Genomic DNA, 23,601 nt, shown 5'->3' on the forward strand with positions numbered 1-23,601 from the left:
TTGAAGGCCGGGGATTAGGAGAAAGCGGCAGCGAGGTCATGCCGCCTGGGTGACGCGGCATCGTCGCGCGTCAGGAAGTCGGCGCCATGGGCCTGAAGGCGCTCCACGACCGTGGCCAGATCGTCGATGCCGGTCTCCGGGTTGAGCAGCGTGAACTTGAGGTATCGGCGCCCCCGGACACGCGTCGCCGCGACGACCGCCTCGCCGTGGCGCGAGAGGGCCTGTCGGATATGGGTGTTGAGCGCATCCAGGCTGGCGTCGTCCAGGTCGTGGCCACGCGGTCGGTAGCGAAATACCAGCGTGGTGAGCTGTGGTGCCGTGACCACCTCGATGTCCGGCGCGGTCCGCAGCAGATGGTACGCCTCGCGGGTCAGCGCGATGACACGATCGAACAGCTCGCCCAGGGCATCCGGCCCCAGCAGGCGCAGGGTCATCCATAGCTTCAGGGCGTCGAGGCGGCGCGTGGTCTGCAGGCTCTTGTCGACCAGGTCCGGCGGTGCGTCGTCGTGCCGGCCGGCAGGATTCAGGTAATCGGCGTGATGGGTGACATAGCCGAGCCTCTGGCGTTCGGCGACCATGAAGGCGCTGCAACTGACCGGCTGAAAGAAGGACTTGTGGTAGTCGACGCTGACCGAGTCCGCCTGTTCGATACCGGCCAGCCAGTGGCGGTGCCGTGGCGATGTCAGCAGGCCGCCGCCGTACGCGGCATCGACGTGCAGCCACACCCCATGCCGGCGGCAGAGCGCGGCGATATCCGCCAGCGGGTCGATGCTGCCGAAATCCGTGGTGCCGGCCGTGGCGACCACGGCCATCGGAATCGTTCCTGCTTGCCGGCTCTCGGCCAGGGTGCGTGCCAGCGCCCCGGTGTCCATGCGGTAGCGGTCGTCACAGGGAATCGGCACCACGGCACGGTGCCCCAGCCCCAGCAACGCGGCGGCCTTTTGCAGACTGACGTGGCTCGCCTCGGAGGCGAAGATGCGCAACCTGGCCGCGTCGGCGGGCAGGCCGTGTTCGCGATTGCCCTGATGCCCGTCGAGGGCTGCGCAGCGATGATCGCGCGCGATCAACAGGGCCATCAGGTTGGACTGGGTGCCGCCGCTGGTGAAGACACCGTCCGCGTCATCGCCCAGGCCGATACGGCGGACCGTCCAGTCGATCAGCGCCTGCTCGATGAAGGTGCCGCCGGCGCTCTGGTCCCAGGTCTCGACGGCGGTGTTGATCGGGGTGGCGATCGCTTCGGCGAGAATCGATGCCAAGGTGATCGGACAGTTGAGGTGCGCGACATAACGCGGATGATGAAAATACACTGCGTCGTCGAGATACAGCCGTTCGACTTCCGCCAGCACGGCGTCGAGGTCGTCGAGCCGATGGTTCAGATCCAGCCCCTCGAAGCGTCGCTGCATCTCGCTGGGCAGAATTCCCGAGAACGGCTGGCCGGTCTCGGTCAACTTGCGTTGCACGAGTTCGATGCAGCGCTGCATGCCCTGACGGTAGGCATCGGCATTGCGCGGCATGAACAGGGCATGGTTCGCGTCTTCGCCCATCGCCCGAGATGCGAGCGGCCGGGAAGAAAGCGGCGCCATCCGAATGGCAGCGTTTTGACTCATGGCATCACCTATGTCCTGGTGGCGTAAGAGGTCGCAACGGACATCATGAGGTTGCGACTTTCTTCCTTGTGTTAATGATAATCGTTAGTAAATCAGTGTGGCCTACAGGAAGACGATGCCGGCCCCGGTTTCTGAACCGAGCGGACAACTTTTTTTCACCCGGTTTTGTCATCCGGTCGTTTCAGCCGGGCTGGTGCCATGGGGAGGTAACGGGGAATGACCGCTCGGCTGCGGCAGGCCGGCACGCAAGACGGCCCGCCTGGGCAGCGGGCCGTCGTGAGCGTGCGGTCTTGAGGTGTCGTGGTCTTGAGGTGTCGTGGCCTTGAGGTGTCGTGGCCTTGGGAAGCGGCGCCGAATGCCTAGTAGGCGTGCGACCAGGTCAGGGTATAGGTGCGCCCACGCCCCTGGAGATCCCACAGGGATTGCGCGTCATAGGCTTCATAGAACACGGCGGCGCGTTGCCCCCAGATCGTCACGTAGCTTTCGTCGAGCAGGTTTTCGACGCCCAGGCTGAAGGTGCCGTAGGCCGTGTCCTGGCTGGCGGTGGCATCCACCGTGGTGAAACCGTCGATCTCGTTGCCCGAGGCGTCGTCGATGCCGAAGGCACGGTTGACCTGCAGGCGCGCGCGGGTATCGACGTCCGACCATTCGCCATACAGGGTAGCGGTGGGCAGGCTGGCTTCGGTGACGCTGGTATCGACCCATTCACCGCCGACCTTCTCCTCGGACTTGACCCAGTTGAAGGCCGAGCCGAACAGCCAGTTGGCGCCGACGAAGCGCTCGACCTTGCCTTCCAGGCCGTAGGTTCTCACGTCCTTGTCGATGGTGGTCACCCCGATCTCGAGTTCGCCATCGTTGGTGTAGAGATAGTCGATCGCCTTGTCCGACCAGCTGTAATACGCGGCGATCTGCGACTGCCAATCGCGCCCGGTGAGGCGCCAGCCGGCCTCGAGCTGCTGGGTCTTGATGCCGTCCACGGGGTTGTCGGAGATGTCGAAGCTGACGTCGCGATACGCCTTGGCGATGTCCGGAATCTCGAAGCCCTGGGTATACGCCAGCCAGGTCTGCTGCCCGTTCTGGAAGTCGTAGAGCGCCTTGAGATTGAACAGCGAGACGTCGTAGTCGTTGGAGCCGCCGTCGTTGCCGCCCTGAGGCTCGACCTCGACATCGGTTTGCTCCACCCGCGCGCCGCCGGACAGCTGCAGGTTCGAGGTGAGCTGATAATCCGCCTGCACGAACGCGGCCAGGGTGTCGGCCTGGAACGACGGATAATACGGGTCGAGCACGTCGGTCTGGTCGAGTTCCAGGCCGCCCTCGGAAGGCGCCAGCGTATAGCGCTTGGAATCGAATTCCTCCCGCGAGGCGTCGAGCCCGTAGGTCACGCTCAGCGGGTCGCTCGGTGATGCCGTGAAGACCGCCTTGGCGCCGGTCAAGTCGGTGTTCTGTTCCGAGACGGTGAAGGTGCTGCCGCCGGGGAACGGGTTGAAGACCGAGGACTCTTCGCGGTGGTAGGCCTGGAAATAGAAGCGCTGGCCGAGCAGGGCATCGTGATGGTAGTTGGCGTTGAGATACAGCCGCTCGGTCTCGGGGTCGACGTCCGAGTCGTAGCCGTCGCGGACCTCGCTGTTCTGGATCTTGTCCGAATATTCCGCGCCGCTTTCGTAATTCGGGTAGTAGAGCCCCTTGTCGCCCACGTAGGCGGAGTCGTAATACTGGGCGGTGATATCCAGGCGCTCATGGTCGCTCAGCTTGGCCTCGATATTGCCCATCAGGTCGACGGAGCGATTTTCCTGGAGTCCCGTCTGGGCGATGTCGGGCTTGATGATGTCCCCGTCGGCATCGTAGAACGAGCCGTTTTCCTGCACCGCCACGGCCAGTCGCCCCTGAACGCGCTCGTTGCCGCCCGAGACCGATTGCGCGGCGCGCCGAGACAGGTCGTCCGAGGCATTGAAGCCGCTGGTCAGGCCCAGCTCGCTTTCGAAATGCGGACCGCCTTGCTCGCCCTTCTTGGTGATGATGTTGATGATGCCGCCGGTGGCGCCGCCCCCGTAGAGGCTGCTCGCGCCGGAGAGCACCTCGATGCGCGCGATGTTGAAAGGGTCGATGGAATCGAACTGACGCGACAGACTGCGCGAGTTGTTCAGCGACACACCGTTGATCATCACCAGCGCATCGCGGCCCCGGAAGTTCTGGGCGTAGTTGGTGCGGTTGGTGCTCGAGCCGAAGTCGAATCCCGGAATCAGCCGCCCCAGGGCCGACTTCAGGGACTGCCCCGAACGCAATTGCTGCTGGATCTGTGCTTCATCCACGACCCAGACCGCCCCGGGGATCTGGCTGATTTCCGTGGGCGTGCGCGCGCCGACCACCACCATCGTCTCCCCGGTCTCCTGCGCCGAGGCGCCAAGCGCCACGCCCCCAGTGGCGACGACCAGGCCGAGTGACAGAGTCTTCTTCATGACGGGTCCCTTGAGATTGAGTGTTATTCGTATGCGCGTGCCAGCATACGCATGCGAAAACAAAACTCAACGATAATCATTATTATTAGAGGGCGTTCAACAAGAAGGAAGACACACAGGGGGCAGACTCAGGTTCGTTCAAGAATGCGCGGGGGGCTCGTGCGCCTGGGGTAACGCGATCACGCTCAAGAGCCGCCGTGGGTCCGCCACGTACTGGCCATGGCACGGTGTGTCGGCAGGCCAGTCGGGGGCAAGCGTGGTGAGAAGACGAAGCGTGACGCGGCCTTCCTCGGGCTGCCAGTCTGCGAGTTCGGCATCCTGGAAGTAAAAGCGCCGCTGCACGAGCGGAAACAGTGCCTTGAACAGGCTTTCCTTGCAGGAAAAGGCCAGGGTGGTGAACAGTGCCTGCGCCTCGGCGGGGAGCCGGTCGCGCCAGTCGCGTTCCCGAGGCGTGAGAATCTGCGGCGCGAGGCGTGTCGCGCGCGCCGCCGGCATGGGGGGCTCGGCATCCAGCCCCAGCCCTTGCCAATGGCGAGCCGGCGCCGCCAGGGCGGCGGCGAAACCGGCACTGTGCGTGATGCTCCCGACCGTGCCCGCCGGCCAGCAAGGGGCCCGTGTCTCGGCGACTCCCGGCACCTCGGCACGGCCCATCACGGCGCGCAGGGCATCGCGCGCACACAGGCGTCCGGCGAGAAACTCCGCGCGGCGCTTGGCAACGGCAGACCCCAGCCCCGTCGGCAGGGCGATGCCGTGCTCGGCAAAGGCCGCTTCGCACATCGCGTCCGCCGTGAACGTCACCCCCCGCCAGACGACATGAGGCAGCGCATGCGGCCAGGGCCACGTCTGCCGCCAGTCCTGACAGCCAGGGGGGAGGTCGAGCGCTTCCTGCATGCGTCAGCGGTCCACCAGCACCGCGTCGAGCTCGACCGGCACCTCGTCGTCGATCTGCTGATAGCCGAGCAGGCCGAGCACCGTGCGTGCGGTCTGGTTCTGCATGATGACCTGGCCATCCAGGGCCACCGCCTCGGCATTGCGAACGCGTATCTCGCCTTCGCTCTCACGCGTGAAACGCACCTTCAGCGGCTCCTGCTGCGAGGCATCGCCATCCTTCACGCTGAGCATCAGCGTCTCGGTACGGGACTCGCCGACGGGCAGGTTCTCGAGCACGCTCGGATCCAGTTGCGTGACCACCGTGGTCAACTCGGTATCCGACAGACTCTCCATCCACGGCGGCAGGTCGCCCAGCTGCTCCAGCACATCGGTTTGATTGAGCCGCACGGGCAGGCGCAGCGTGCCATCCTCGGCGATATGACCGTCCATGCGCTTCAATGCATGGCGATGCGCCACCGACTCGCCGGACGACGTGATCTCGGTGATCGTCGCCTCGACGTGGGAGCGCGCCGGATCCAGTTGCCAATCCGCCTGCGCCGCCCACGGCAATGCCGCCAGTCCCAGCGCGACGACCCCGGCGGCCCGACGCCCCATACGCTTCATCTCATACATCACCAAACCCTCCTTGGGATGGAACGACAATCCAGGGGATGCCCCCCTAGTCTCGCCTATCGGCTTCCGCTATGATACTGCCCCGTCGCGATAGGGCCTATAGCTCAGTTGGTTAGAGCAGGGGACTCATAATCCCTTGGTCGCAGGTTCAAGTCCTGCTGGGCCCACCAATGCAAGACGCCTCGCCGCGATTTCAATGCCTCCCTGTAACCGCCGTATGCCAAGTTGTTGATGCGTCCGTGGACTCATGTGTCACTTGGGGTCTAACTTTAATTAACGTTTCGGCGAAAAAGTCAGTCAATCAAGATGCATGCTCCCCATCCTCTGGATGCCTCGCTCCCATGGGATGTCTTGACGCCTCAGTCGGTTCCCTTCTTTTACTCATGAACCCACTAAGGTCAGGGTATGACAGATACCCATGCACTAGATATGCTGCATGTATCAGGATGATGACAAGGCCAGGGAGCAGCCCATGCCCGAGAAAGCGTGGTTCAAGCAGGTCATGCAGGATTCGGAAGACGCATACCTTTTCATCTCGAAAGACAGCATGATCGAAGATGTGGCAGGGGCTATCCAGAATGTCTTGAAGGTGCCAAGAAAAGAGCTTGTTGGTGCCGCGTTATCCGATCGGGATATTTTGCGAGCGGATTTCCTGAAAAGTTTCATCGCAGAGTCCGTCAAAGCGCCGTGCTCCAGCGACAAGAAAAACGATGCCTATCTGGATCGGCGGAACCAGTTGCGCTGGAAATACTATGAAGCCAGAGATGGCAATGTCGTAGCCAAAGTCTCTCGCATGAATACCCACTTGGAGGCTGAAGAAGCGATCGTCGATCAGCTCGCGGATGCGCTGCCGATGATGATTACTTATGTCGACAGGAATTGGTGCTTTCTTTTCAACAATAAAGCCTATGAAGAATTCATCGGGCTGACCCGTGAGGAGTTGTACCGAAAGCCTGTCTCCTCGGTCATGACCGAGGAGTCATTCAAGAAGATCGTGCCGCGTTTTGAGAGAGCTCTGAGTGGAGAGCGAGTCAACTATGAAGATAGGTTGACTCTTGCCGATGGCCGGTCTCTTCACTTCAACGTCAGCTATATTCCTTATTTTATTGGTGATGAAGTCGGTGGTTTCTATGCCGTCATCAATGATGTCTCGGAATACAGCGCGATGATCAATCTTCTAAAGGGCATTCATAACGCTGTCAACCGAACGGATATTGATACACAAGAGATTATCAGCAATCTGCTGCGTGATGCACTGGATTATCTGGGGCAGGATATCGCGATCGTCAGCCAGGTGGTGGGGGATCAGTACACCATCATGTGGAGCGAATCCAAGGAAGCAGCGATTGAGCCGGGTACGGTATTTTCCCTTGGAGATACATACTGCCGTCTGACGCTGAACCATGATGATGTGTTTCACACCATCGATGCAGGCAATGATATACGCTTTTCAGGCCATCCTTGCTATGAAACGTTTGGCTTGGAAACCTACATCGGAGCCCCCGTGCGCATAAATGGCATTGTCTGGGGGACCGTCAACTTCTCCAGCGCTTCGCATCGCGTGAAACCCTTCAGTGATATCGAAGTGGAGCTCGTGCGCTTGATCGTGGGGGCAGTCGAGAAGGTAGTAACGCAATTCGAGTATTTATCGCAGGTCAAAAAAGAGCGCGATGAAATGGCGGCGCTGGCAAGAAAGGACCAGTTGACGGGGTTACCTAATCGAGCATACCTCAACGAGTATGTCGACATGCTCGTCAAGAGTCCAGACGTTCAACACGCCGGTATTTGTCTTGCCGTCATCGACATCGATCATTTCAAAACCATCAACGACACCTATGGCCATGATATTGGCGACCAAGTGATCATCTGGCTCTCGGAGCGCGTCACGGAAGTTCTTCGCGCTCGAGCGGGTGACTTCGCGGCACGCGTGGGCGGTGAGGAATTCGTCGTCATGATCAATAACTCGTCACTGGAGGTGGCTCGCAGCGTGATGGAACGCGTGAGATCGAAGATCGAGTCGACGCCGATTCCCATCGAGGAAGCGTCCCCGCTTCACATCACGATCAGCAGTGGCGTCACTCAGTGGCAGCCCACCGACACATATCCACATGTGTTCAAACGTGCCGACGAAGCGCTGTACGAGGCGAAGCACGGTGGGCGCAATCAGGTTTGTGTGAGCCAGTAGAGCTGTCAATAAAGTGCGGCTCTCCTTTCGCACTGAGCAAGATTTCCCATCGTGCGAGTATCTGGCACCACCCCCAGTGAGGTAGGGCGTCGATGTCATATTGAGCACTTGGGAAGGTGGCACCGAGCTTAAGGGGTATAAAGAAGCCGGTCCGGTGACACTGGTTGAGCGCTGCAGTGATTATTTGTTGTCGGCCCGCCTTTCTTACATCACGTCGACCGGAACGGGAGCAGCCATGATCCGGTATTAATGCTTCGACGTGGATCAGTAACGGGCTGGTGCGCCAGTATTTTCCGAAAGATACTGATTTTCGGAACGTCACCGATGCTGAATTGTGAAGGGTGGTGGAAAAGGTCAACAGTCATCCTAGAAAATGACCGGAATACTGGACACCGGCAAAAATATTCTTGGGTGAGTACTCAGGAGCCCTGTCAACGCAGGTGTTGCGCTTAATGCTTGAAGTCAAGGACAATGATTAGAGATGGTTTGCTTCAAGGCGGTAGCCTTGCTGATAGACGCTCTTGAGTCGATAATTATGTTGTCCGTCCAGCTTCAGCTTGCGCCGAAGGCCACTGATATGGGTATCGACAGTACGAGTATTGAGGGCACCACTGACGCCCCAGATGCGCTCAAGCAGATAGGAGCGCGTGAAGAGTTGGCCAGGGTTCTGGAGAAACAGGGCGGCTAGCCGATATTCCCGATCCGTAAGCTCGACGGTCTCGCCATTGAGGCGGATGTACCCAGCTGCCAGGTCGAGCTGGAGGAGGCCGCACTCTAGCAACGTCGTCCCATCTTTGTCGACGTAACCTAACCGGCGACCCAAGGCTTCGATTCGAGCCCTTAGTTCGGTGACCCGCAGAGGCTTATGAAGGAAATCATCTGCCCCGGCCTCTAGGGCCCGGACGACGTTGTCTTCGGCATCGTCGGCGGTAATGAACAGCACCGCACCTGGCCACTGATACTCATTGCGTAGGGCCTCAAGCACTTCGAACCCATCGACCTCGGGCAAACGCCAGTCGAGCACCAGCAGCTCGAAGCTTTTGTTCTGCATGGCCCGAAACAGATCGTGAGCCGTGGTAAACGGTGTCAGCGTGGCTGACACGTTGCTCAGAGCCGCAGCAATCAGATCCTGCTGATCGGGGTCGTCTTCGAGAATGGCGATACGCATGCTGAGGATCCCTGTCTTGGTGCCGAGCAGAAGTGGATTTGACAAAGTTTCACAAACTTCTATCCAAAATCAGCATATACCGAATGGGTGAGTTCTCAAACGTTCGGAGATGCGCTAATGAAAATCCTGTGGAGTAAGCCCCTAATCCTGCTAGCCTTGTCAGTGGGGCTAGTGGCGGAGCAGGCAATGGCGCTGGAGCCGCCTGTCGGCAAGACTGTACTGGTAGTAAGCGGTGACATCACTCGGACCAATGTAGGTGACGAGGCACATTTCGACATGGCGATGCTGGCTAGCCTCAAGCAGGGCGAGATCGTGACGCAGACACCCTGGCATAATGGGAAGGTGTCCTTCAGTGGGCCGCTGGGCGTCGTCCTGCTGGCGGAGGTGGGCGCACAGGGGAGCGATCTGCGCGTCACCGCGCTGAACGATTACGCTGCCGATGTGCCGGCCTCTGACTTTGCTGAACATGGGGTCGTGCTGGCGATCCTCAAGGATGGTGAGCCGATGAGCATTCGCGAACAGGGGCCTCTTTTTATCGTCTACCCGTTCGATGACAATCCCGACCTGCTGACCGAGACCTATCTTACCCGCTCCGTGTGGCAGGTGGCCGCCATTGATGTATACGACAACTAGTCGATGATGGCGGCACGCGGTCTCAAGTTATCTGCGGCAGCGGCACTTTTGCTGTTCGCTGCCTGTCTTGTCGTTGGTGTGACCGCCTTCCAGCGCCACGATCGACTGCGACATGAAGGGCTGGAGAACGTCACCTGGGCGATCTATCAACTGGATCGTCAATCACGTGAAGTTGAAATGGCGCTGGAGCAGGTGGAAAGCCGGCCGACACACGGCGTATCAGGTACTCGTGGCGAGCTTTCTTCCTGGACCCGGCTGATGGAGCGTTTTGACATTCTCTACGGCAGGATAAAGCTGCTGCAGCAAGGACAATATCGCCAATATCTGGCATCACAGCCTGAGCTCCTTGAAGCATTGTGGCACCTCGATGCTCGTCTTGAAGATATCGATGTACTGCTGCAGCCACTCTATCAGGAAGCGCTGGCACCGCTGCCTGCTCAGCGTCGGCAACTGTCACAATTGATCAGCGCCATGCGCGACGATGCGGAACGGCTGCTGCTCGACCATAACGAGGCGCTGGCTAGCGTTCGTGAACAGACCCGGCAGGGCATGCTGCGGGTTTACGTGCTGCTGTTCGTGCTGATGATATTGATCATGCTGGCAGGAACCTATCTTGTCATGGCGTTGTGGCGCGAGGCGCGCTCACGTGCCCGCCACGGTGAGCGTTTGCAGCGGCAGTCTCAGGAACTTCAGCGTGCTGTGCAGCAGGCAGAAGCGGCGAGTCAGTCCAAGTCGGAATTCATGGCAATCATGAGTCACGAGGTCCGCACCCCGCTCAATGGTGTGGTGGGTATGCTCGATGTGCTCGAGGATGAGCCTTGTCAGGAAAAGCGTGAGCAGCACTTCGCGACCCTGAGGGAAAGCACCGCCTCGCTGCGCGCGGTTATCAATGATGTACTGGACTACTCGAAGATCGAAGCAGGACGTCTTGATCTTGAGCATTCGCCGTTTCCCTTGACGCGCATGGTCTCGCGGCTTGCCGAAGGATATCAATCACGTCAGACCAGTGACGTGTCGCTCATCGTGCAGTTAGGTGATGACTTGCCTCCGGTGGTGATCGGTGATGCGACTCGCCTGCGACAAGTGTTGATGAACCTGATGGACAATGCCTTCAAGTTTACCCAGGTGGGCAGTATTACGCTCTCTGTTCAATCGCGAAAGCCGGCGACGATCTTTTTCGAGGTGCGTGATACCGGTGTCGGCATCGACAAGCAGGTCCAGGCCGCGCTTTTCGAACCCTTCACTCAGGTGGATACCTCTCTGTCACGGCGCCATGAGGGGACCGGCCTTGGCCTGGCGATTTGCTATCGGCTGGTAGAAGCCATGGGGGGGCACCTTGAATTGAACAGTATGCCGGACCTGGGCAGCGTCTTTCACTTCTGTCTTCCACTGAGTGCCGCCGAGGGTGTCAGCGAGCGTTTGCTCGACGATCCGTCTGAAGCACTGGCGTCACGACATCTGCTGGTGGTGGAAGACAACCCTATCAATCGGGATCTGGTGGCCGCCTTGCTCAAGCGCCTCGGTCAGACCTTCGATCTTGCCGAAGACGGAGAGCAGGGGCTGGCGGCGATGAAGTGCAAGGACTATGACCTGGTGCTGATGGATATGCAGATGCCTTGCATGGATGGCGTGGAGACGACTCGGCGCTTTCGTGCCGAGGAGGGGGAGGGTCACCTGCCTATCGTGGCCATGACGGCCAACGTCATGCCGGAGCATCGGCAGGCATGCCGTGAGGCGGGAATGGACGACATTCTGAGCAAGCCTTTCACTCGACACGAGTTGGCGAATGTTCTTCGTGCCTATCCACTCAGGCGTCATCAGGCTGCATCACATGTCGTGCAGCTTGACCACGCGCCCGAGCAGGTGGCCGATGCTGACGCCGCCAGGCCCGCGGAGGATCGCAGCTGCGTCGGCGTGGGGGGCGGCCTGGATGCTGACACCGTGACCGAACTCGAGCAGAGCCTGGAGCATGAGACGTTGAAGACGCTGCTCGCAGCGTTTTTCTCACGTCTCGATGGTCGGGTCGAAGTGTTGCGCGAGGCTGTCGATGGCAGTGACCGTGAGCGGATCAAGCGCGAGGCGCACTCGCTCAAGGGCGCGGCGGCCTCGATGGGGTGTCGGCAGCTTGCCGCAGAAGCGGCGCGCCTAGAGCAGTTGGCGCCGAATGCCGAAATGTCGCACTGTCGCGCGCAAATTGCCCGTATCGGACGAGGGGGGAGTGACGCGGTTTGCCTATGGCGTGGCAGGGGGGTCGATCTGTCTTGAGCGGCACCGATGCATAAGGTCTTGTCGCAGTGGCTCCGGCGATGAATCTTGGCGTCCGAGTGGCGCACGTCAGGTACCTAGGAGGCGGGGCCGCCGCCCGCCCCGAGTTCGTCTGAGGACAGTATGTGAGCTTGCGGGTGGCCGCGGCGCTGGTCTTAACGTGTCTCAGGCGGCCTGGCGCCTGCGCCGGCGGTGCAGGGTGGATGCTGCCACTCCGAGTTGCCGGGCGGCGCGTTCTACGCAGCCGTCGCATGCTTCCAGAGTCGCTTCGATGGCCACGTCTTCTATCTGACGCAAGGTCATGCGTCCCGGGCTGAAGTAGATACCGGCGCCAGACGGCGCTTGCGAGGGGGCTGTTGCGGACGCAAGGTACTCGTTATCGTTCAGCATTAGGTTCCTGACCGTTATCGCTCTTCCGTCGCACAGTAGCAGGGCGCGCCTCAGTCGGTTTTCCAGTTCTCGAACATTGCCGGGCCAGTCATGCTGCTGGATCCAGCTTCTGGCCTCCTCATCTAGGGGGCAGGCTGCAGTATGTTCTTCTCTGGCCAGCGAATTCAGCAGATGATCCGCCAGCATCAAGGCGTCTCCCCGGCGCTCGCGCAGGGGCGGCAAGTCAAGACTCAGAACGTTGAGACGGTAGTAGAGATCCTCCCGAAATGCTCCCTCTCGGACGGACTGCGTGAGGTCTCGGTGGCAGGCGGTGATCACCCTGCAATCGACGCGGACGTCTCGCGTACTGCCCACCGGAGTAATGGTGCCGGTCTGAAGTGCGCGCAACAGCTTGGCCTGGAAGGGCAGAGGCATATCGCCGACTTCGTCGAGAAATAGGGTGCCTTGGTCGGCCGCTTCGAAGAAGCCCTTGTGATCCCGTGTGGCACCACTGAAGGCGCCTTTGACGTGGCCAAAGAGCATGGATTCGATCAGCGCCTCGGGAAATGCCGCGCAATTCACGGCCACAAACGGACCGGAGGATCTTGGGCTGCAGTAGTGCACACTGCGCGCTGCGAGTTCCTTTCCGGTCCCGCTTTCTCCATGTAGCCACAAGGGAGAACGCGACTGCGCCAAGCGTGGGATGAGCGTTCGGAGGTGTTGCATGGCCGCGCTCTGACCGATCAGCAGTTTCTCGGGGGCATGGCCGCCGAGGCCTTCGCCGTGAGCCGCAGTCTGTACCTTGTCCACGAGCTTTGTGGTCCACTGTAGCAACGTCTGACAGCCGAGCGGCTTGGTCAGGCGTACCGCCTCGCCGTACCCAGTCTCATGGTCACTCAGGTGATCGGCGGATACCATCATGCAGGCAATCGGGTGTTCAAGGTCACGACAGGTGGCCATGACGTCGAGACCGGTCATGTCGGGGAGATGGTAGTCCAGTACCACCGCGGCAGGTCCCTGGTGGCTGACCAGCCTGGCAACGGCTTCACTCCCGCTGTGGCAGATGGCCACGTGTTGGTAACGCGTGGCCAGGATGGTCTGATAGAGATGGGCGGTATCGGTGTCATCCTCGACCACGATGATCAACACATCAGGCTCGGGGAGGCATGCGGTAGAAGTCAGCTGGTGCTCCTGCGTTTTGTAAGATTTCATGGCGATCCCTTGGCTGGCTCGAAGTCGTTGTCAAAGCTTGTACGCGTTGTCACTCGAGATGCCCTTGCGATGCGCGCGTCGCCAACTTCCGATGTGGTATCCGATCAGCGCTTGGCGACCTGGCTTGATGACATGGCATCAGTACGCACACTTGCTCCTGTCATTCCAGTCTTCATGATTCGTACACGAGTTAACTGCTACTCTAGCCAGACTCGAAACAGCTTTCCTTGTTTCATGATTTTTTTAACAGTTTTTTACATTTTTGGCAGTTTGTTAGCGCTCCTTGAGTAGTCGTTCCATTATAGATATTGAGTTTCTCATTTTTGCTTGCGAAAGTTGCTGCTACTTCGCTTTTTTTTCTTTGGATAACATCTTGCTCGAATCCGCGGCCTCCATATTCAGCGTTGTATTGATTTTTGACAGGGCGTTGGCTTCGGCCTCATTGGTTTGATGGTTTTCGGTCATGATCAGTCCCTCTGCACCATCGCCAAGGGTCATTTCGATCTGTTGCCAGTTGCCCACGGCGATCGACGTGGAATTGTTGTTGACGATGGCGCCTGCATTGATACTACCTCTGTCATCTGATCCCGAATCGCCACTGCCGCTGTTGCGACGCCGTGCCTCCTGCAGGAGAAGTGAGCCCTGGATGCTGGCCCGCGCGGGGAAGTCATAGGGGTAGGGGCCTACGAGCGGATCTCGATCTCCCGCCTCAGCGGGGCCACCGGCAGATAGAAGCGCTGCGACAAGGGCCGCAGCCATCCAGCTGGCCTGCAGCCGAGAGGGGAGGGCGCTAGTGTCGAGGGGAAAGGTGGCAGTGCCGGGAACATGTCGGTTAACTGTGCGTGTCATGAGAGAACTCCCAGGGCATCCGTGGAGGCCACGGATGCCCGAGCCAGGGTTGAGATGAAAAATCAGAAGTTGCCATCCACCTTGACCGACAGGTTGTTGCCAACGGCGGTGGCGGTAGAGGATACGGCGGCGGTGTCGCCTCCTCCCATACCGTTGATGCCGTTGAACAGCACGCCGTCGGCAGTGGCGGTGCTGGTGACCAGTGCCACCGAGAGCTGTTCGTTGTTGGTGATGGCGAATGCGTCGTTGTCTGACAAGGTGGTCAGATCGACGGTCATGTTGTTGCCGACGGCCGTGGCGTCCACGTCGACCGTGGCGTTGAGGATCGCGAGTGCCGAGGCGGTCGCGGTGACGCTACCGGGCTGCGTGGCATCGACCGGTTCACCGGTTAGCGGCGTGCCCACCGAGGCGTCGAGCCCCGCGTAAACCTGGGAGTTGTCGGTTTGGGTCGACACATCGGACTCGATCGTGGCGTTGTTACCCACTGCGGTCGCAATGCTTTCGATTGCCGCCAGGTCCTCAACGGCGTTCCCATCTAGTAACGGTATGATGGTGTTGTCGACGGCAGTGACCAGGCTGGTGGCGGAGATGGTGCCTAGGGTGGTCTGATCATTCTCGGTCATGTTCAGGCCTTCGGGGACGACATTGATCTCGGACAGCGCCGAAGTGTCGACCGTGCTGTTGACCGTGGCATCCCACACCCAGGTCACCGAGTCGAAGGCCAAGGCCGAGGAGGCTGACATCAGGCCAGTGAGGGCGATAGCTGCAGACAGTGCGGTTTTTTGCTGAGTTTTCATGTGGCTTTCCTTTTTCTTTTTGGCTGTTTTCAAGCCGCAGGGTAATGCCCGTCTGCCACCTGACACGCTTGGGTGTCGTTGATCGGCAGGCCGAGCCCTTCCGTCAGGATCTGGTAGGCAGCCATTTCCACGACGGATCGAACACCAAGTTGGAGAGGTTCGTTCCTCACCGTCCCGGCATCGAATTCAACGAGCTGATTGTCGAAGAAGCGATAGACGCCCGCTTCCACCTGGTTGCCGACAATCTGCTTTTGCAAACTGGTAACGTAGACGGTCTGAAAGGTGGTGGCGTCCACCACCCGAAGATCCAGGCCCACGTTGATGACCGCTTCTCGGTTGCTCGCGCCGATAAGTCCCACATAAAGGCGTGCCCCCTGAGTCAGGATGTTGTAGTTGAGCTCGGTGAGTGCGCCGAGAATGACGAAGTTGACGGGCTGCACGTTGAGTGCTGCGGGGGCCCGTTGCATTGCCCCGGCATCCTTGAGCTGACGCTCGGCTAGCGGAATGCGGATGTCGAGTCGCTCGGCAAGGCGCACCTTGCGCGTCTTGTAGAGGGCGCTGATCAGCATCTCGGACACACCCTGGGTCAGCACGCGGCTCTCGGTGATGGTCGAGTAGCTGACCTGGCCAGTCCGGTCGAGGATCTGTCCGACGCTGACCACTGGCAGGTTTTCACCGGGTTGTTGGCTGAGTGCGCTCAAGCAGCGGGTGTAGGGCGTGTGGTTGGTCATCACTCGCGAGCCTTCTCTGGGCGCCACTGGGGCGGTACCGATGGAGGCGCAGCCACCCAAGGTTGCAGTGAGTGCTAAGGCAGTGGTGAGTTTGTGGGGCAGTGAGACCTTCATCTTGGCGTCCTCCTGTGATTGACATGGCTATTGCTCAAGTCGTGCCAGAAAGACCGGTTGGCTATTATGTTCAATAGGTTGCATCGGTATATCGCAGCAAAGCGATGGTATGGGTTAGCTGAGGTCGGCCAACCCAAGCGTTTTGCTCGTGCGGCATCGTGGCGATTTGCCAGACTCTAGCGTTTTGCACCAGCGAATACATATAAAGCCTCATCCGAAGATAATCTGCGGAAGTGCGTAGAATGCTAAAGTGCTGTGCCAGGTAGTGGGCTGGTGCGTGGTTGAAAGCGGTCTTGTTATCAGTTATTGCGGTATGCTAGGAGGCGGAATCTGGTTTGTAGTGCCATCCTAAATATTACGTAATAAATTTTTTTAATGCGCTTTACATTTTGTTTGATTGTGGCTGGTCTTTGTTTTTTATTGTCTTTTTTTAAATTGAGATCTTGTCCTGCTGGGCCCACCATTAAAACAAGCGCTTGGCTTCGTTTTTTCCTTCCTGATTGCTGTACTTCCCCCGCAAGTGTCAACGATGACAACCGGGCTATATTGCACGGCTTCCTCGAGGTGGTCCGGAGACAAGTACGCGTAACTGTGTCGACGCTGGTGGTCTCCAGGCAGCCGGCCACCGTATCCGCGATTGATGTGAAGCAACTGGCTAGCTGAAGACGAGACCAAAAGCAGGGCGCGTCGTGTCGGTCGAGGCGGATGTCGCAACGAAGACAGTGATTCGTATGCAAGTGCTTAACATGGCGGCAAATTTCAACAACAAGTGTCATTCGCCATGATCTATACCGCTGCCATCCTCTTGAGCCTCGTCGGCTACTTCATTATCGGCAATCTGGCCGGCCGCCGGGTCAAGAATCTCGACGACTACCTGGTTGCCGGGCGTAACGCCCCCACGCTGATGATCCTCGGCACCCTGGTCGCCAGCTACCTGAGTACCAGTGCCTTTCTGGGCGAGACCGGTTTCGCCTACCAGGGGTATCCCTTCGTCATGCTGATCTTCGCCGCCATCAGCACCTCGGGCTGTCTGCTCGGGGCGCTGGTGTTCGGCCGTTACCTGCGCCGCAGCGAGGCGCTGACGGTGCCTGAGTTCTTCGGCAAGCGCTTCGCTTCGAAACGCGTGCAGATGATCGCCGGGCTCACCACCGTATTCGGGCTGGGGGCTTACTTGCTGGGCGTGATGCAGGGGGCCGGCATCATGTTCGAGGAGCTCACCGGCTTGCCCTATTGGTCCGGGTTGGTACTGGTATGGCTCACCTACACCGGGTTCATTCTCTACTCCGGCTCCCAGGGCGTGGTGCTCACCGACACCGTGATGTTCGTGATTTTCTCCATCGCCGCGGTGGGCGGCTCACTCTACATCATCAGCGATCTCGGCGGCTGGTCGGGAGTGATCGAGGGGCTGCTGGCGCAGTCCGACAAGCCCGGCATCGCGCTATGGCACGGCGTGATCGAGGGTGAGGGAGCGACCTTCTCATCACCCGGTGAAGCGCTTATCTGGGGGCTGACGCTGGGGCTGGTATGGGCCACGGTGCTGGCGGCCAGCCCCTGGCAGGCGAGCCGCTATCTGATGGCGCGCAACGAGCACGTGGTGATGCGCTCGGCCATGCTCACCGCCGTGGTGCTGGCGGTCTTCTACGCGCTGATGATGATGACCGGCGCGGCGATCAACCTCTACGACCCGACGCTCGACGGCGAGCGTGCCATGGTGTGGGCGGCGCTCAACGTGCTGCCGAGCTGGCTCGGCATCATCATCCTCACTGGCGTGTTTGCCGCCGGGCTCTCCTCGTGCTCGACCTTTCTGTCGATCATCGGCTTCAGTCTCGCCCACGATATCCTGCCGTCTTCGCGCAGCCAGCGCAGTGCCATGCGGGCTAGCCGCATCGGCGTGCTGGTGGCCGGGCTGGTAGCGCTGCTGCTGGCACTCTTCCAGCCGCCGGCGGTGATGGCAGTGGTATGGTTCGCCGCCACGCTGTTCGCTTCCTCCTGGGGTCCGGTGGCGCTGATGAGCATCTGGAGCCGTCGGATTACCGCCGCTGGTGCCGGCTGGGGCCTGGGGGTCGGCTTCGTCGGCAATCTGATCTTGTCGCTGATGGTGCAGGCGGAATGGGTCTCGCTGCCCGTTTATCTCCACCCGGTGATACTCAGCACCCTGGTGGCGCTGGTGGCGATCGTGATCGTCTCCAGGTTGACCCACGTCAGCCAGGCAGAGAGTGAGTACCGCGCCTTTCTGCACCGTAGCCCGGTGGAGAACGAGCGCAGTTGGGCGGCGGTCAGTCGACGGGTGGCCGGGGCGACCATGCTGGCCGGCGTCGCGGTGGGAGCCTTTCTATGGTGGCAGTACGCCGGCTCGCTGGCGGCGCTGGCCGGACGTTTCGGCGTGGCCGATAGCGCGGTGACCGGCGCCTACCTGCTGGCGACGGGATGTGGCGTCATGCTGGTGATCGCCGGTGCGGTGGGCTTCCGCCTGGTGAGCGCACGCAGCACGAAAGTCGGCAGCGCCCACATGGCGAAGCCCTGATAGGGTGAGTAGCCGTGCCTCTCTTCGTGCGTAGACCATCATAGGTACTTTTGACGGTTTGGTGCTATCATTGATTGCATTGAGATCGTATGGAGAGGCTAGTATGGCATCGATCACGATTCGCAATTTGGACGAGCAAATAAAGGCTCAGCTTCGTATGGAAGCGGCCAAGCATGGCCACTCCATGGAAGAGGAGGTGCGTATTATTCTTCGCGGCGCCTTGAACCAGCCTCAAAAAGGGGGATTAGGCAGCCGTATACGAGAGCGCTTTGCAACAGCGGGAGGTGTCGAGCTGGAGATGCCAGCCAGGTCTGACAAGCCTCGCGCTCCGGATCTCGACGTATGACCGTCCTGGATACCAATGTGCTATCCGAGCTTATGCGGCCCACACCAGACGCGTGCGTTGTCGACTGGTTGGATAGCCAAGATGCGAGTGAAGTGACTATTACCGCTATTACCGTGGCGGAAATACTCTATGGCATCGAGCGCTTGCCCAGTGGCAAGCGCCAACGCCGTTTCGCCGCCATGGCAGCAGCGATGTTCGAGGAAGATTTTGCAGGCCGCATTCTGCCGTTCGATGAGGTGGCGGCGGTGCACTACGCAGAATCAGTAGCAATCAGTGAGCGTGCAGGCAGGGTGGTGCATACCGCTGACGCTCAAATCGCCGCGATCTGTCGGCAGCATCACGCGACGCTGGCGACACGCAACGTGAAGGACTTCGAGGCGCTTGGCATCGATATACTCAATCCGTGGGGGCATCGCTCAGCGCCAAGATCGTAGGTGTCGGACGATGCTCCCTCGTCATTGCCATCAGGCCTCGGTCAACGAACTCGCCTTGTGCCGGACTTCATCGGTCAGCGCCTTCAGGGCGTCATCGTGCTGCAACAGCTCGAGCGCGTCACGAACGGTGCGGCGAATCGCATCGCGTTGTTCTTCCATGGTGGTCGTCCCGCGCAGCACGTCGAGCAGGGGCGTCTCCAGGTACAGAGGATGATGGCGATTGGCTGGGCGTTCCTCGAGGTGATCGTAGAAGTGCCAGCCTCGGTGAGGCGTCCGCTCGCGAAGCTGTTGCACGAGTCGCCGATAGCTCGGCAGTTGCGGGTAGATGTCGTGCAGCTTGACCGAGAAGTCGAGAATGACGTTCAGCATCACCCGGTCGGTATGCCGGTTCTGTACCAGGTGGTCGCGCCCGTCGAGAATCACCCCCACGAACAGCCCCGGCATCCAGTGAAGGGGCCCACCGGCGGGGATCAGCTCGAACCCCAGCCGGCCCCAGCGCGTCTTGGGGCTGCGTCCTTCATAGCGCTCCGCGAGCGGCCACTCCTCGTACGCCAGCGGTGTCAGCGCATCCGCCAGTTGCTCCGGAAAACGCCACGCCACCGGGTAGAACGCCACCGCCTGATGGCTGATCGGCGCTGCCGGATGCAGCCCCTCGTGCCGTAGCAGTGCCAGGAAGCTGGCGATATGAAAGTGCTCCGTCGGGTCGCTCAGCGTTTTGTGGCGTGTCTCGAGCAGTTTGTACACGTCCTCCCAGCACAGGCAGCCGTGCGCTTCCGGCCGATGCTGACCGGTATTGGCGGAGACCACGATCACCCGCGCGGACTTGCCGGGAAACTCCGACGCCGCCAGCTCGCGATACTTGTTCACCTGCTCGGCCGAGAGCGGCGCATGCACCTTGTGCTCGAAAAGCAGAGCGCCGCCCGGCCACTGGGCGAGCATGTCGAGCCGCGCCCCCGGATAGGGCGCTTGTGTCTCCCAGGTGATGTCCTGATCGGCATCGGGCAGCTCGAGGCGATCGGCCTCCGGCACATGGCTCATGACGGTGTCGAGAAAGGCGTCAGCCACCTCGCGGGAATTCCGCAGCAGCCAGGCGAAAATCTCGGTGAGGTAATCCTCGAGGCTATCGCGGCCTTCTCGGGGGCGATAGCGGCGGAGGCTGACCAGCAGGGAGTCGTCCATCGATGCAGTCCTGGCAGTAAAGGAAAGGGGCGCCATGTGTCACGGCGCGCAAGGCGCGTAAAGGTACCTTGTAAAGGACGCGATCCCAAGCCCGGTGGTCATGGTGAAGGACCATTACGAAAGATCATTGCGAAAGGCCATCGCGAAGGGCCCATCGTGAAGGGCCATCGCTCCCTCCTGACCTGCACGCCTCGACCTTCCTCTCCATCGCCAGCACAAGCGCCAGAGGTTCGTGTTTAGACAAAAGTCTTTCTAGGCGCTTCATATAGTGAATACTAGTATATCAGTCGGCTCCATAGAGAGCCTTCGATGCCAGCGCCTGTATCAGCGAACGGAGAGCACAACAAATGACATACTCACTCCCAGCCATCATAGGCCGCACTCTGGTTGGTTCCGCATTGGTGGGAACGGCCATGTTTGCCGGAAATGTCTACGCACAAAGCACGGCGACCATCAAGGTCGCGAGTTACTTCGCGGAAGATCATCCTCAGAACGTGGCCATCCGCGAAAAATTCAAGCCGTATGTCGAAAGCCATTCCGACATGCAGGTGAAGATCTACCCCAACAGCTCGCTCGGCGACGAGCGGCAATACACCAATGGCGTCAGAACCGGCAGCATCGAAATGGCGATTGCCGGTATGGGGCTGCAGACCGCCAAGCCGCAAATCGGGTTTCCCGAGTGGCCGTTCCTGTTCGAAGACTATGATCAAGCGCAGTCGATGCTGAATGGTCCTGTCGGCGAGAAGATCGATCCCTATTTCCGCGAGCTGGGGGTAGAACCCCTGGCTTGGACGGCGAATGGGTTCCGGGTTTTCTCGAGCAAGGAAAAAATCGACAGCATGGACGACTTCGACGGTTTCAAGCTGAGAATGCCCAACCTGGAACTGTACGTGGACGTGGGGCAAGCGTTAGGCGCCAACGTGCAGACCATGGGCATGTCCGAAGTCTACCCGGCGCTCGAGCAGGGGGTGATCGATGGACAGGATAATCCCCTCGCCACGCTGTATCGCTCGGGATGGTACGAGGTGCAGAACAACGTGCTGGAAAGCCGGCACATGTTCAGCCCCAACGTGTACCTGATGAACCAGCAGTTTTACGACAATCTGAGCGATGACGAGAAAGATGTCATCCAGGAAGCCGCTCGCCAATCCATGGAGATGGAGTGGCAACTGATGCGCGAATCCGCCTCCGAGATCAAGCAAGAGCTCGAGAAGGCCGGCCTGGAAGTGACGGAACCGAGCCAAGAACTTCACGATGAAATGGTGAAAGCCGTTCAGCCGATCTATGACGACTTTTACAGTCAGTACGACTGGGCTGAAGACATGGTGAAGATGGTACGTGAAGGTTCCTGAGGTGCGTCATATGCATGCCATGCGAACTCCTGGAGTTCGCATGGCAAAACCGAGTGGACAAGAGGTGGTTTCATGTCGATGACGACCTTGTTCGGTTTCTTGAAAACATCCATCAGGCTGGCCATTGCCGTGGCCCTGGTGCTGATGGTGGGGTTCGTCTTTACCAATGTCGTGCTCCGCTATGCCTTCGACAGCGGACTGACATGGTCCAGTGAGGTGGCGCGATACCTCTTCGTATGGGTCGTGTTCCTGGGCTCCATCCTCGCGGTGATGGAACATAGCCACCTGGGCGTGGACATCCTGGTACGCCACATTCCCGGCTGGCTTCAGAAGCTGCTGTTCCTGCTGACGACGGCCCTGACCGTGGCGGTGATGACTCTCGTGGTCAAAGGGCTTCTGGTCCTGATCGAACTGAACGTGGGGATTACCGGACCCGCCACCGATATTCCCATCAACAATTACTACTATGCCGGCATGATCGCGGCCATTCTGATGTCCGCGGTGATGGCGTACCAGGCGTTGAGCTTCGTCCTGACCGGCCGTAATGGCCCCACATGGGCCTACGATCGTGACCAGGAGTCGGTGTCATGATGGTCGTCGTCTTCCTCGCCGTGCTGTTCTCGTTGATGTTGATCGGCATGCCGATCGCCTTCGCCATGCTCAGCTCCGCCGTGGTGATGATGTGGACCCAGGACATGTTCAATGTCACCACACTGGCCGAGCACTTCATCACCGGGGCCAACAGCTTTGCCTTGATGGCCATTCCCTTTTTCATCCTGACCGGCGAGATCATGAATGCCGGGGGCGTTTCCAAGCGCATCGTCGACTTTGCCTCGTCACTGGTGGGCCATGTGAAAGGCGGCCTGGGCTATGTCGCCATCGTGGCCGGGGTGATCTTTGCCGGGTTATCCGGCTCCGCCGTTGCCGATACCGCGGCACTGGGCTCGATCCTCATCCCCATGATGGTGGCGCAAGGCTACGAGAAGAAGCGCTCGACCGCGCTGGTGGCATCCGTCGGCATCGTGGGCACCGTGATTCCCCCGAGCATTCCCTTGATTCTTTACGGGGTCGTGGGCGGCGTCTCGATTACCGGGTTGTTCATGGGCGGCATCGTGCCCGGGGTCATCATGGCGATCGGCATGACGTTCACCTGGTGGCTGGTCGCGCGCAAAGCCGATACCAAGCGGCTCGAGCGTGCCAACTGGCAGGCGCGGCTTCACAGCTTCAAGCGTGCCTTCTGGGCCTTGCTGCTGCCGCTGATCATCATCGTCGGGCTGCGTGGCGGCGTGTTCACGCCGACAGAAGCGGGCGTCGTCGCTGCGGTATACGCGCTGTTGATCAGCCTCTGCTATCGAGAAATTCGTCTGACGCAGCTGTTCGATGTGCTCACCAACACCGCCAAGACCACGGCCATCGTGATGCTGATCGCCTCGGCGGCCATTGTCACGGCGTATGCGATCACGGTAGCGCAGGTTCCCGCCCAGATCGCGGCAGGGCTCACGAGCATTACCGACAGCCCGACCCTGATGCTCTTGATCATCATGGTCATACTGCTGCTGTTCGGCTGCGTGATGGACATGACACCCGCGGTGCTGATTTTCGCGCCCGTGCTGATCCCGGTGGTCGAGCAGCTCGGTATCGATCCCATCTACTTCGGTGTGGTGATGATCATCAACCTCTCCATCGGCTTGATCACACCGCCGGTGGGCACGGTGCTCTATGTAGGGTGCAGCATCAGCCGAATCAGCATCATCGACATTTCGCGCGGCATATGGCCGATGCTGTTGATGTACGTGGCGATCCTGTTTGCACTGATTCTCTTCCCCGAGATCGTGACCTATCCCTTAAGTATTCTGCACAACGGTTGAATGATGGAG

The 23,601-nt window shown here is 59.9% G+C and carries 19 protein-coding genes, 1 tRNA gene and 1 pseudogene; 11 read left to right on the forward strand and 10 right to left on the reverse strand.

Annotation, left to right across the window (positions count from 1 at the left end; translation table 11 throughout):
* Positions 1-14: 14 nt before the first annotated feature.
* The 4 genes from CSAL_RS05405 to CSAL_RS05420 all read right to left on the reverse strand — a co-directional run bounded on the left by CSAL_RS05405 (position 15) and on the right by CSAL_RS05420 (position 5,566).
* Positions 15-1,607: a pyridoxal phosphate-dependent decarboxylase family protein gene (locus tag CSAL_RS05405; RefSeq protein ID WP_011506358.1), complete on the reverse strand. Its 1,593-nt coding sequence runs from the start codon at positions 1,605-1,607 to the stop codon at positions 15-17.
* Positions 1,608-1,966: 359 nt separating this feature from the next.
* Positions 1,967-4,063, reverse strand: a complete 2,097-nt coding sequence (locus CSAL_RS05410) for a TonB-dependent receptor (protein WP_011506359.1) — start codon at positions 4,061-4,063, stop codon at positions 1,967-1,969.
* Positions 4,064-4,201: 138 nt separating this feature from the next.
* Entirely contained in the window at positions 4,202-4,954 is a 753-nt protein-coding gene (locus tag CSAL_RS05415; RefSeq protein ID WP_011506360.1) for a 4'-phosphopantetheinyl transferase family protein, read from the reverse strand.
* Between the two features lie 3 nt (positions 4,955-4,957).
* Entirely contained in the window at positions 4,958-5,566 is a 609-nt protein-coding gene (locus CSAL_RS05420) for a hypothetical protein (protein ID WP_011506361.1), read from the reverse strand.
* A gap of 93 nt (positions 5,567-5,659) precedes the next feature.
* On the opposite strand from CSAL_RS05420, the gene CSAL_RS05425 reads away from it, so the two are divergent.
* The 3 genes and pseudogenes from CSAL_RS05425 to CSAL_RS17895 all read left to right on the forward strand — a co-directional run.
* Positions 5,660-5,736 (forward strand) — tRNA-Ile (locus CSAL_RS05425).
* 266 nt (positions 5,737-6,002) lie between these two features.
* Positions 6,003-7,751, forward strand: coding sequence for a sensor domain-containing diguanylate cyclase (locus tag CSAL_RS05430; protein WP_043558007.1), 1,749 nt, complete (start codon positions 6,003-6,005; stop codon positions 7,749-7,751).
* Positions 7,752-7,860: 109 nt separating this feature from the next.
* Positions 7,861-8,230: pseudogene (locus tag CSAL_RS17895) on the forward strand (hypothetical protein); the annotation flags it as partial.
* Here the strand turns inward: CSAL_RS17895 and CSAL_RS05435 are convergent.
* A complete protein-coding gene (locus tag CSAL_RS05435) occupies positions 8,227-8,919 on the reverse strand; it encodes a response regulator transcription factor (protein WP_011506363.1) in 693 nt (230 codons plus the stop codon). The pseudogene CSAL_RS17895 and the gene CSAL_RS05435 sit on opposite strands and share 4 nt — an antisense overlap.
* A 117-nt stretch (positions 8,920-9,036) precedes the next feature.
* On the opposite strand from CSAL_RS05435, the gene CSAL_RS05440 reads away from it, so the two are divergent.
* Both CSAL_RS05440 and CSAL_RS05445 read left to right on the forward strand, forming a co-directional pair.
* A complete protein-coding gene (locus tag CSAL_RS05440; protein WP_011506364.1) occupies positions 9,037-9,552 on the forward strand; it encodes a putative pterin-binding protein in 516 nt (171 codons plus the stop codon).
* A gap of 3 nt (positions 9,553-9,555) precedes the next feature.
* On the forward strand, positions 9,556-11,817 hold the full coding sequence (locus CSAL_RS05445) for an ATP-binding protein (RefSeq protein ID WP_083831076.1): 2,262 nt from the start codon (positions 9,556-9,558) through the stop codon (positions 11,815-11,817).
* Between the two features lie 165 nt (positions 11,818-11,982).
* On the opposite strand, the gene CSAL_RS05450 is transcribed toward CSAL_RS05445, so the two are convergent.
* The 4 genes from CSAL_RS05450 to CSAL_RS05465 all read right to left on the reverse strand — a co-directional run bounded on the left by CSAL_RS05450 (position 11,983) and on the right by CSAL_RS05465 (position 15,889).
* The gene (locus CSAL_RS05450) at positions 11,983-13,398 is read right to left on the reverse strand and encodes a sigma-54-dependent transcriptional regulator (protein WP_011506366.1); all 1,416 of its coding nucleotides are present in this window, start codon (positions 13,396-13,398) and stop codon (positions 11,983-11,985) included.
* A 342-nt stretch (positions 13,399-13,740) separates the two neighbouring features.
* Complete coding sequence (locus CSAL_RS05455; RefSeq protein ID WP_011506367.1) at positions 13,741-14,247, reverse strand: hypothetical protein; 507 nt, start codon at positions 14,245-14,247, stop codon at positions 13,741-13,743.
* A gap of 62 nt (positions 14,248-14,309) precedes the next feature.
* A complete protein-coding gene (locus CSAL_RS05460) occupies positions 14,310-15,044 on the reverse strand; it encodes a hypothetical protein (RefSeq protein WP_011506368.1) in 735 nt (244 codons plus the stop codon).
* A gap of 29 nt (positions 15,045-15,073) precedes the next feature.
* Positions 15,074-15,889, reverse strand: a complete 816-nt coding sequence (locus tag CSAL_RS05465) for a CsgG/HfaB family protein (RefSeq protein WP_011506369.1) — start codon at positions 15,887-15,889, stop codon at positions 15,074-15,076.
* Positions 15,890-16,670: 781 nt separating this feature from the next.
* Between CSAL_RS05465 and CSAL_RS05470 the strand changes: the two genes are divergently transcribed.
* The 3 genes from CSAL_RS05470 (at position 16,671) to CSAL_RS05480 (ending at position 19,193) form a co-directional block, all read left to right on the forward strand.
* Positions 16,671-18,413, forward strand: coding sequence for a sodium:solute symporter family protein (locus CSAL_RS05470; protein WP_011506371.1), 1,743 nt, complete (start codon positions 16,671-16,673; stop codon positions 18,411-18,413).
* A gap of 103 nt (positions 18,414-18,516) precedes the next feature.
* Positions 18,517-18,759 carry a FitA-like ribbon-helix-helix domain-containing protein gene (locus tag CSAL_RS05475; protein ID WP_035410883.1) on the forward strand — a complete coding sequence of 81 codons (243 nt, stop codon included), beginning with the start codon at positions 18,517-18,519 and terminating at the stop codon, positions 18,757-18,759.
* On the forward strand, positions 18,756-19,193 hold the full coding sequence (locus CSAL_RS05480; protein WP_011506373.1) for a type II toxin-antitoxin system VapC family toxin: 438 nt from the start codon (positions 18,756-18,758) through the stop codon (positions 19,191-19,193). The genes CSAL_RS05475 and CSAL_RS05480 overlap by 4 nt, the downstream gene beginning before the upstream one ends.
* Before the next feature lie 30 nt (positions 19,194-19,223).
* Here CSAL_RS05480 and CSAL_RS05485 read toward each other — a convergent pair whose 3' ends face one another.
* A complete protein-coding gene (locus tag CSAL_RS05485; protein ID WP_011506374.1) occupies positions 19,224-20,372 on the reverse strand; it encodes a PD-(D/E)XK nuclease family protein in 1,149 nt (382 codons plus the stop codon).
* 413 nt (positions 20,373-20,785) lie between these two features.
* Here CSAL_RS05485 and CSAL_RS05490 point away from each other — a divergent pair, with 413 nt between their 5' ends.
* From CSAL_RS05490 to CSAL_RS05500, 3 genes are all read left to right on the forward strand, one after another.
* The gene (locus tag CSAL_RS05490; protein WP_011506375.1) at positions 20,786-21,724 is read left to right on the forward strand and encodes a TRAP transporter substrate-binding protein; all 939 of its coding nucleotides are present in this window, start codon (positions 20,786-20,788) and stop codon (positions 21,722-21,724) included.
* Between the two features lie 72 nt (positions 21,725-21,796).
* The gene (locus CSAL_RS05495; RefSeq protein WP_011506376.1) at positions 21,797-22,315 is read left to right on the forward strand and encodes a TRAP transporter small permease; all 519 of its coding nucleotides are present in this window, start codon (positions 21,797-21,799) and stop codon (positions 22,313-22,315) included.
* On the forward strand, positions 22,312-23,592 hold the full coding sequence (locus CSAL_RS05500) for a TRAP transporter large permease (RefSeq protein WP_011506377.1): 1,281 nt from the start codon (positions 22,312-22,314) through the stop codon (positions 23,590-23,592). The genes CSAL_RS05495 and CSAL_RS05500 overlap by 4 nt, the downstream gene beginning before the upstream one ends.
* Positions 23,593-23,601 lie beyond the last annotated feature (9 nt).

Source organism: Chromohalobacter israelensis DSM 3043, from assembly GCF_000055785.1.
GTDB classification, from domain to species: Bacteria; Pseudomonadota; Gammaproteobacteria; order Pseudomonadales; family Halomonadaceae; genus Chromohalobacter; species Chromohalobacter israelensis.

Coding starts and splice junctions, on each gene's coding strand:
- CSAL_RS05405 (WP_011506358.1), bottom strand. CDS start 1,607: ATGAGTCAAAACGCTGCCATTCGGATGGCGCCGCTTTCTTCCCGGCCG.
- CSAL_RS05410 (WP_011506359.1), bottom strand. CDS start 4,063: ATGAAGAAGACTCTGTCACTCGGCCTGGTCGTCGCCACTGGGGGCGTG.
- CSAL_RS05415 (WP_011506360.1), bottom strand. CDS start 4,954: ATGCAGGAAGCGCTCGACCTCCCCCCTGGCTGTCAGGACTGGCGGCAG.
- CSAL_RS05420 (WP_011506361.1), bottom strand. CDS start 5,566: ATGTATGAGATGAAGCGTATGGGGCGTCGGGCCGCCGGGGTCGTCGCG.
- CSAL_RS05430 (WP_043558007.1), top strand. CDS start 6,003: ATGTATCAGGATGATGACAAGGCCAGGGAGCAGCCCATGCCCGAGAAA.
- CSAL_RS05435 (WP_011506363.1), bottom strand. CDS start 8,919: ATGCGTATCGCCATTCTCGAAGACGACCCCGATCAGCAGGATCTGATT.
- CSAL_RS05440 (WP_011506364.1), top strand. CDS start 9,037: ATGAAAATCCTGTGGAGTAAGCCCCTAATCCTGCTAGCCTTGTCAGTG.
- CSAL_RS05445 (WP_083831076.1), top strand. CDS start 9,556: ATGATGGCGGCACGCGGTCTCAAGTTATCTGCGGCAGCGGCACTTTTG.
- CSAL_RS05450 (WP_011506366.1), bottom strand. CDS start 13,398: ATGAAATCTTACAAAACGCAGGAGCACCAGCTGACTTCTACCGCATGC.
- CSAL_RS05455 (WP_011506367.1), bottom strand. CDS start 14,247: ATGACACGCACAGTTAACCGACATGTTCCCGGCACTGCCACCTTTCCC.
- CSAL_RS05460 (WP_011506368.1), bottom strand. CDS start 15,044: ATGAAAACTCAGCAAAAAACCGCACTGTCTGCAGCTATCGCCCTCACT.
- CSAL_RS05465 (WP_011506369.1), bottom strand. CDS start 15,889: ATGAAGGTCTCACTGCCCCACAAACTCACCACTGCCTTAGCACTCACT.
- CSAL_RS05470 (WP_011506371.1), top strand. CDS start 16,671: ATGATCTATACCGCTGCCATCCTCTTGAGCCTCGTCGGCTACTTCATT.
- CSAL_RS05475 (WP_035410883.1), top strand. CDS start 18,517: ATGGCATCGATCACGATTCGCAATTTGGACGAGCAAATAAAGGCTCAG.
- CSAL_RS05480 (WP_011506373.1), top strand. CDS start 18,756: ATGACCGTCCTGGATACCAATGTGCTATCCGAGCTTATGCGGCCCACA.
- CSAL_RS05485 (WP_011506374.1), bottom strand. CDS start 20,372: ATGGACGACTCCCTGCTGGTCAGCCTCCGCCGCTATCGCCCCCGAGAA.
- CSAL_RS05490 (WP_011506375.1), top strand. CDS start 20,786: ATGTTTGCCGGAAATGTCTACGCACAAAGCACGGCGACCATCAAGGTC.
- CSAL_RS05495 (WP_011506376.1), top strand. CDS start 21,797: ATGTCGATGACGACCTTGTTCGGTTTCTTGAAAACATCCATCAGGCTG.
- CSAL_RS05500 (WP_011506377.1), top strand. CDS start 22,312: ATGATGGTCGTCGTCTTCCTCGCCGTGCTGTTCTCGTTGATGTTGATC.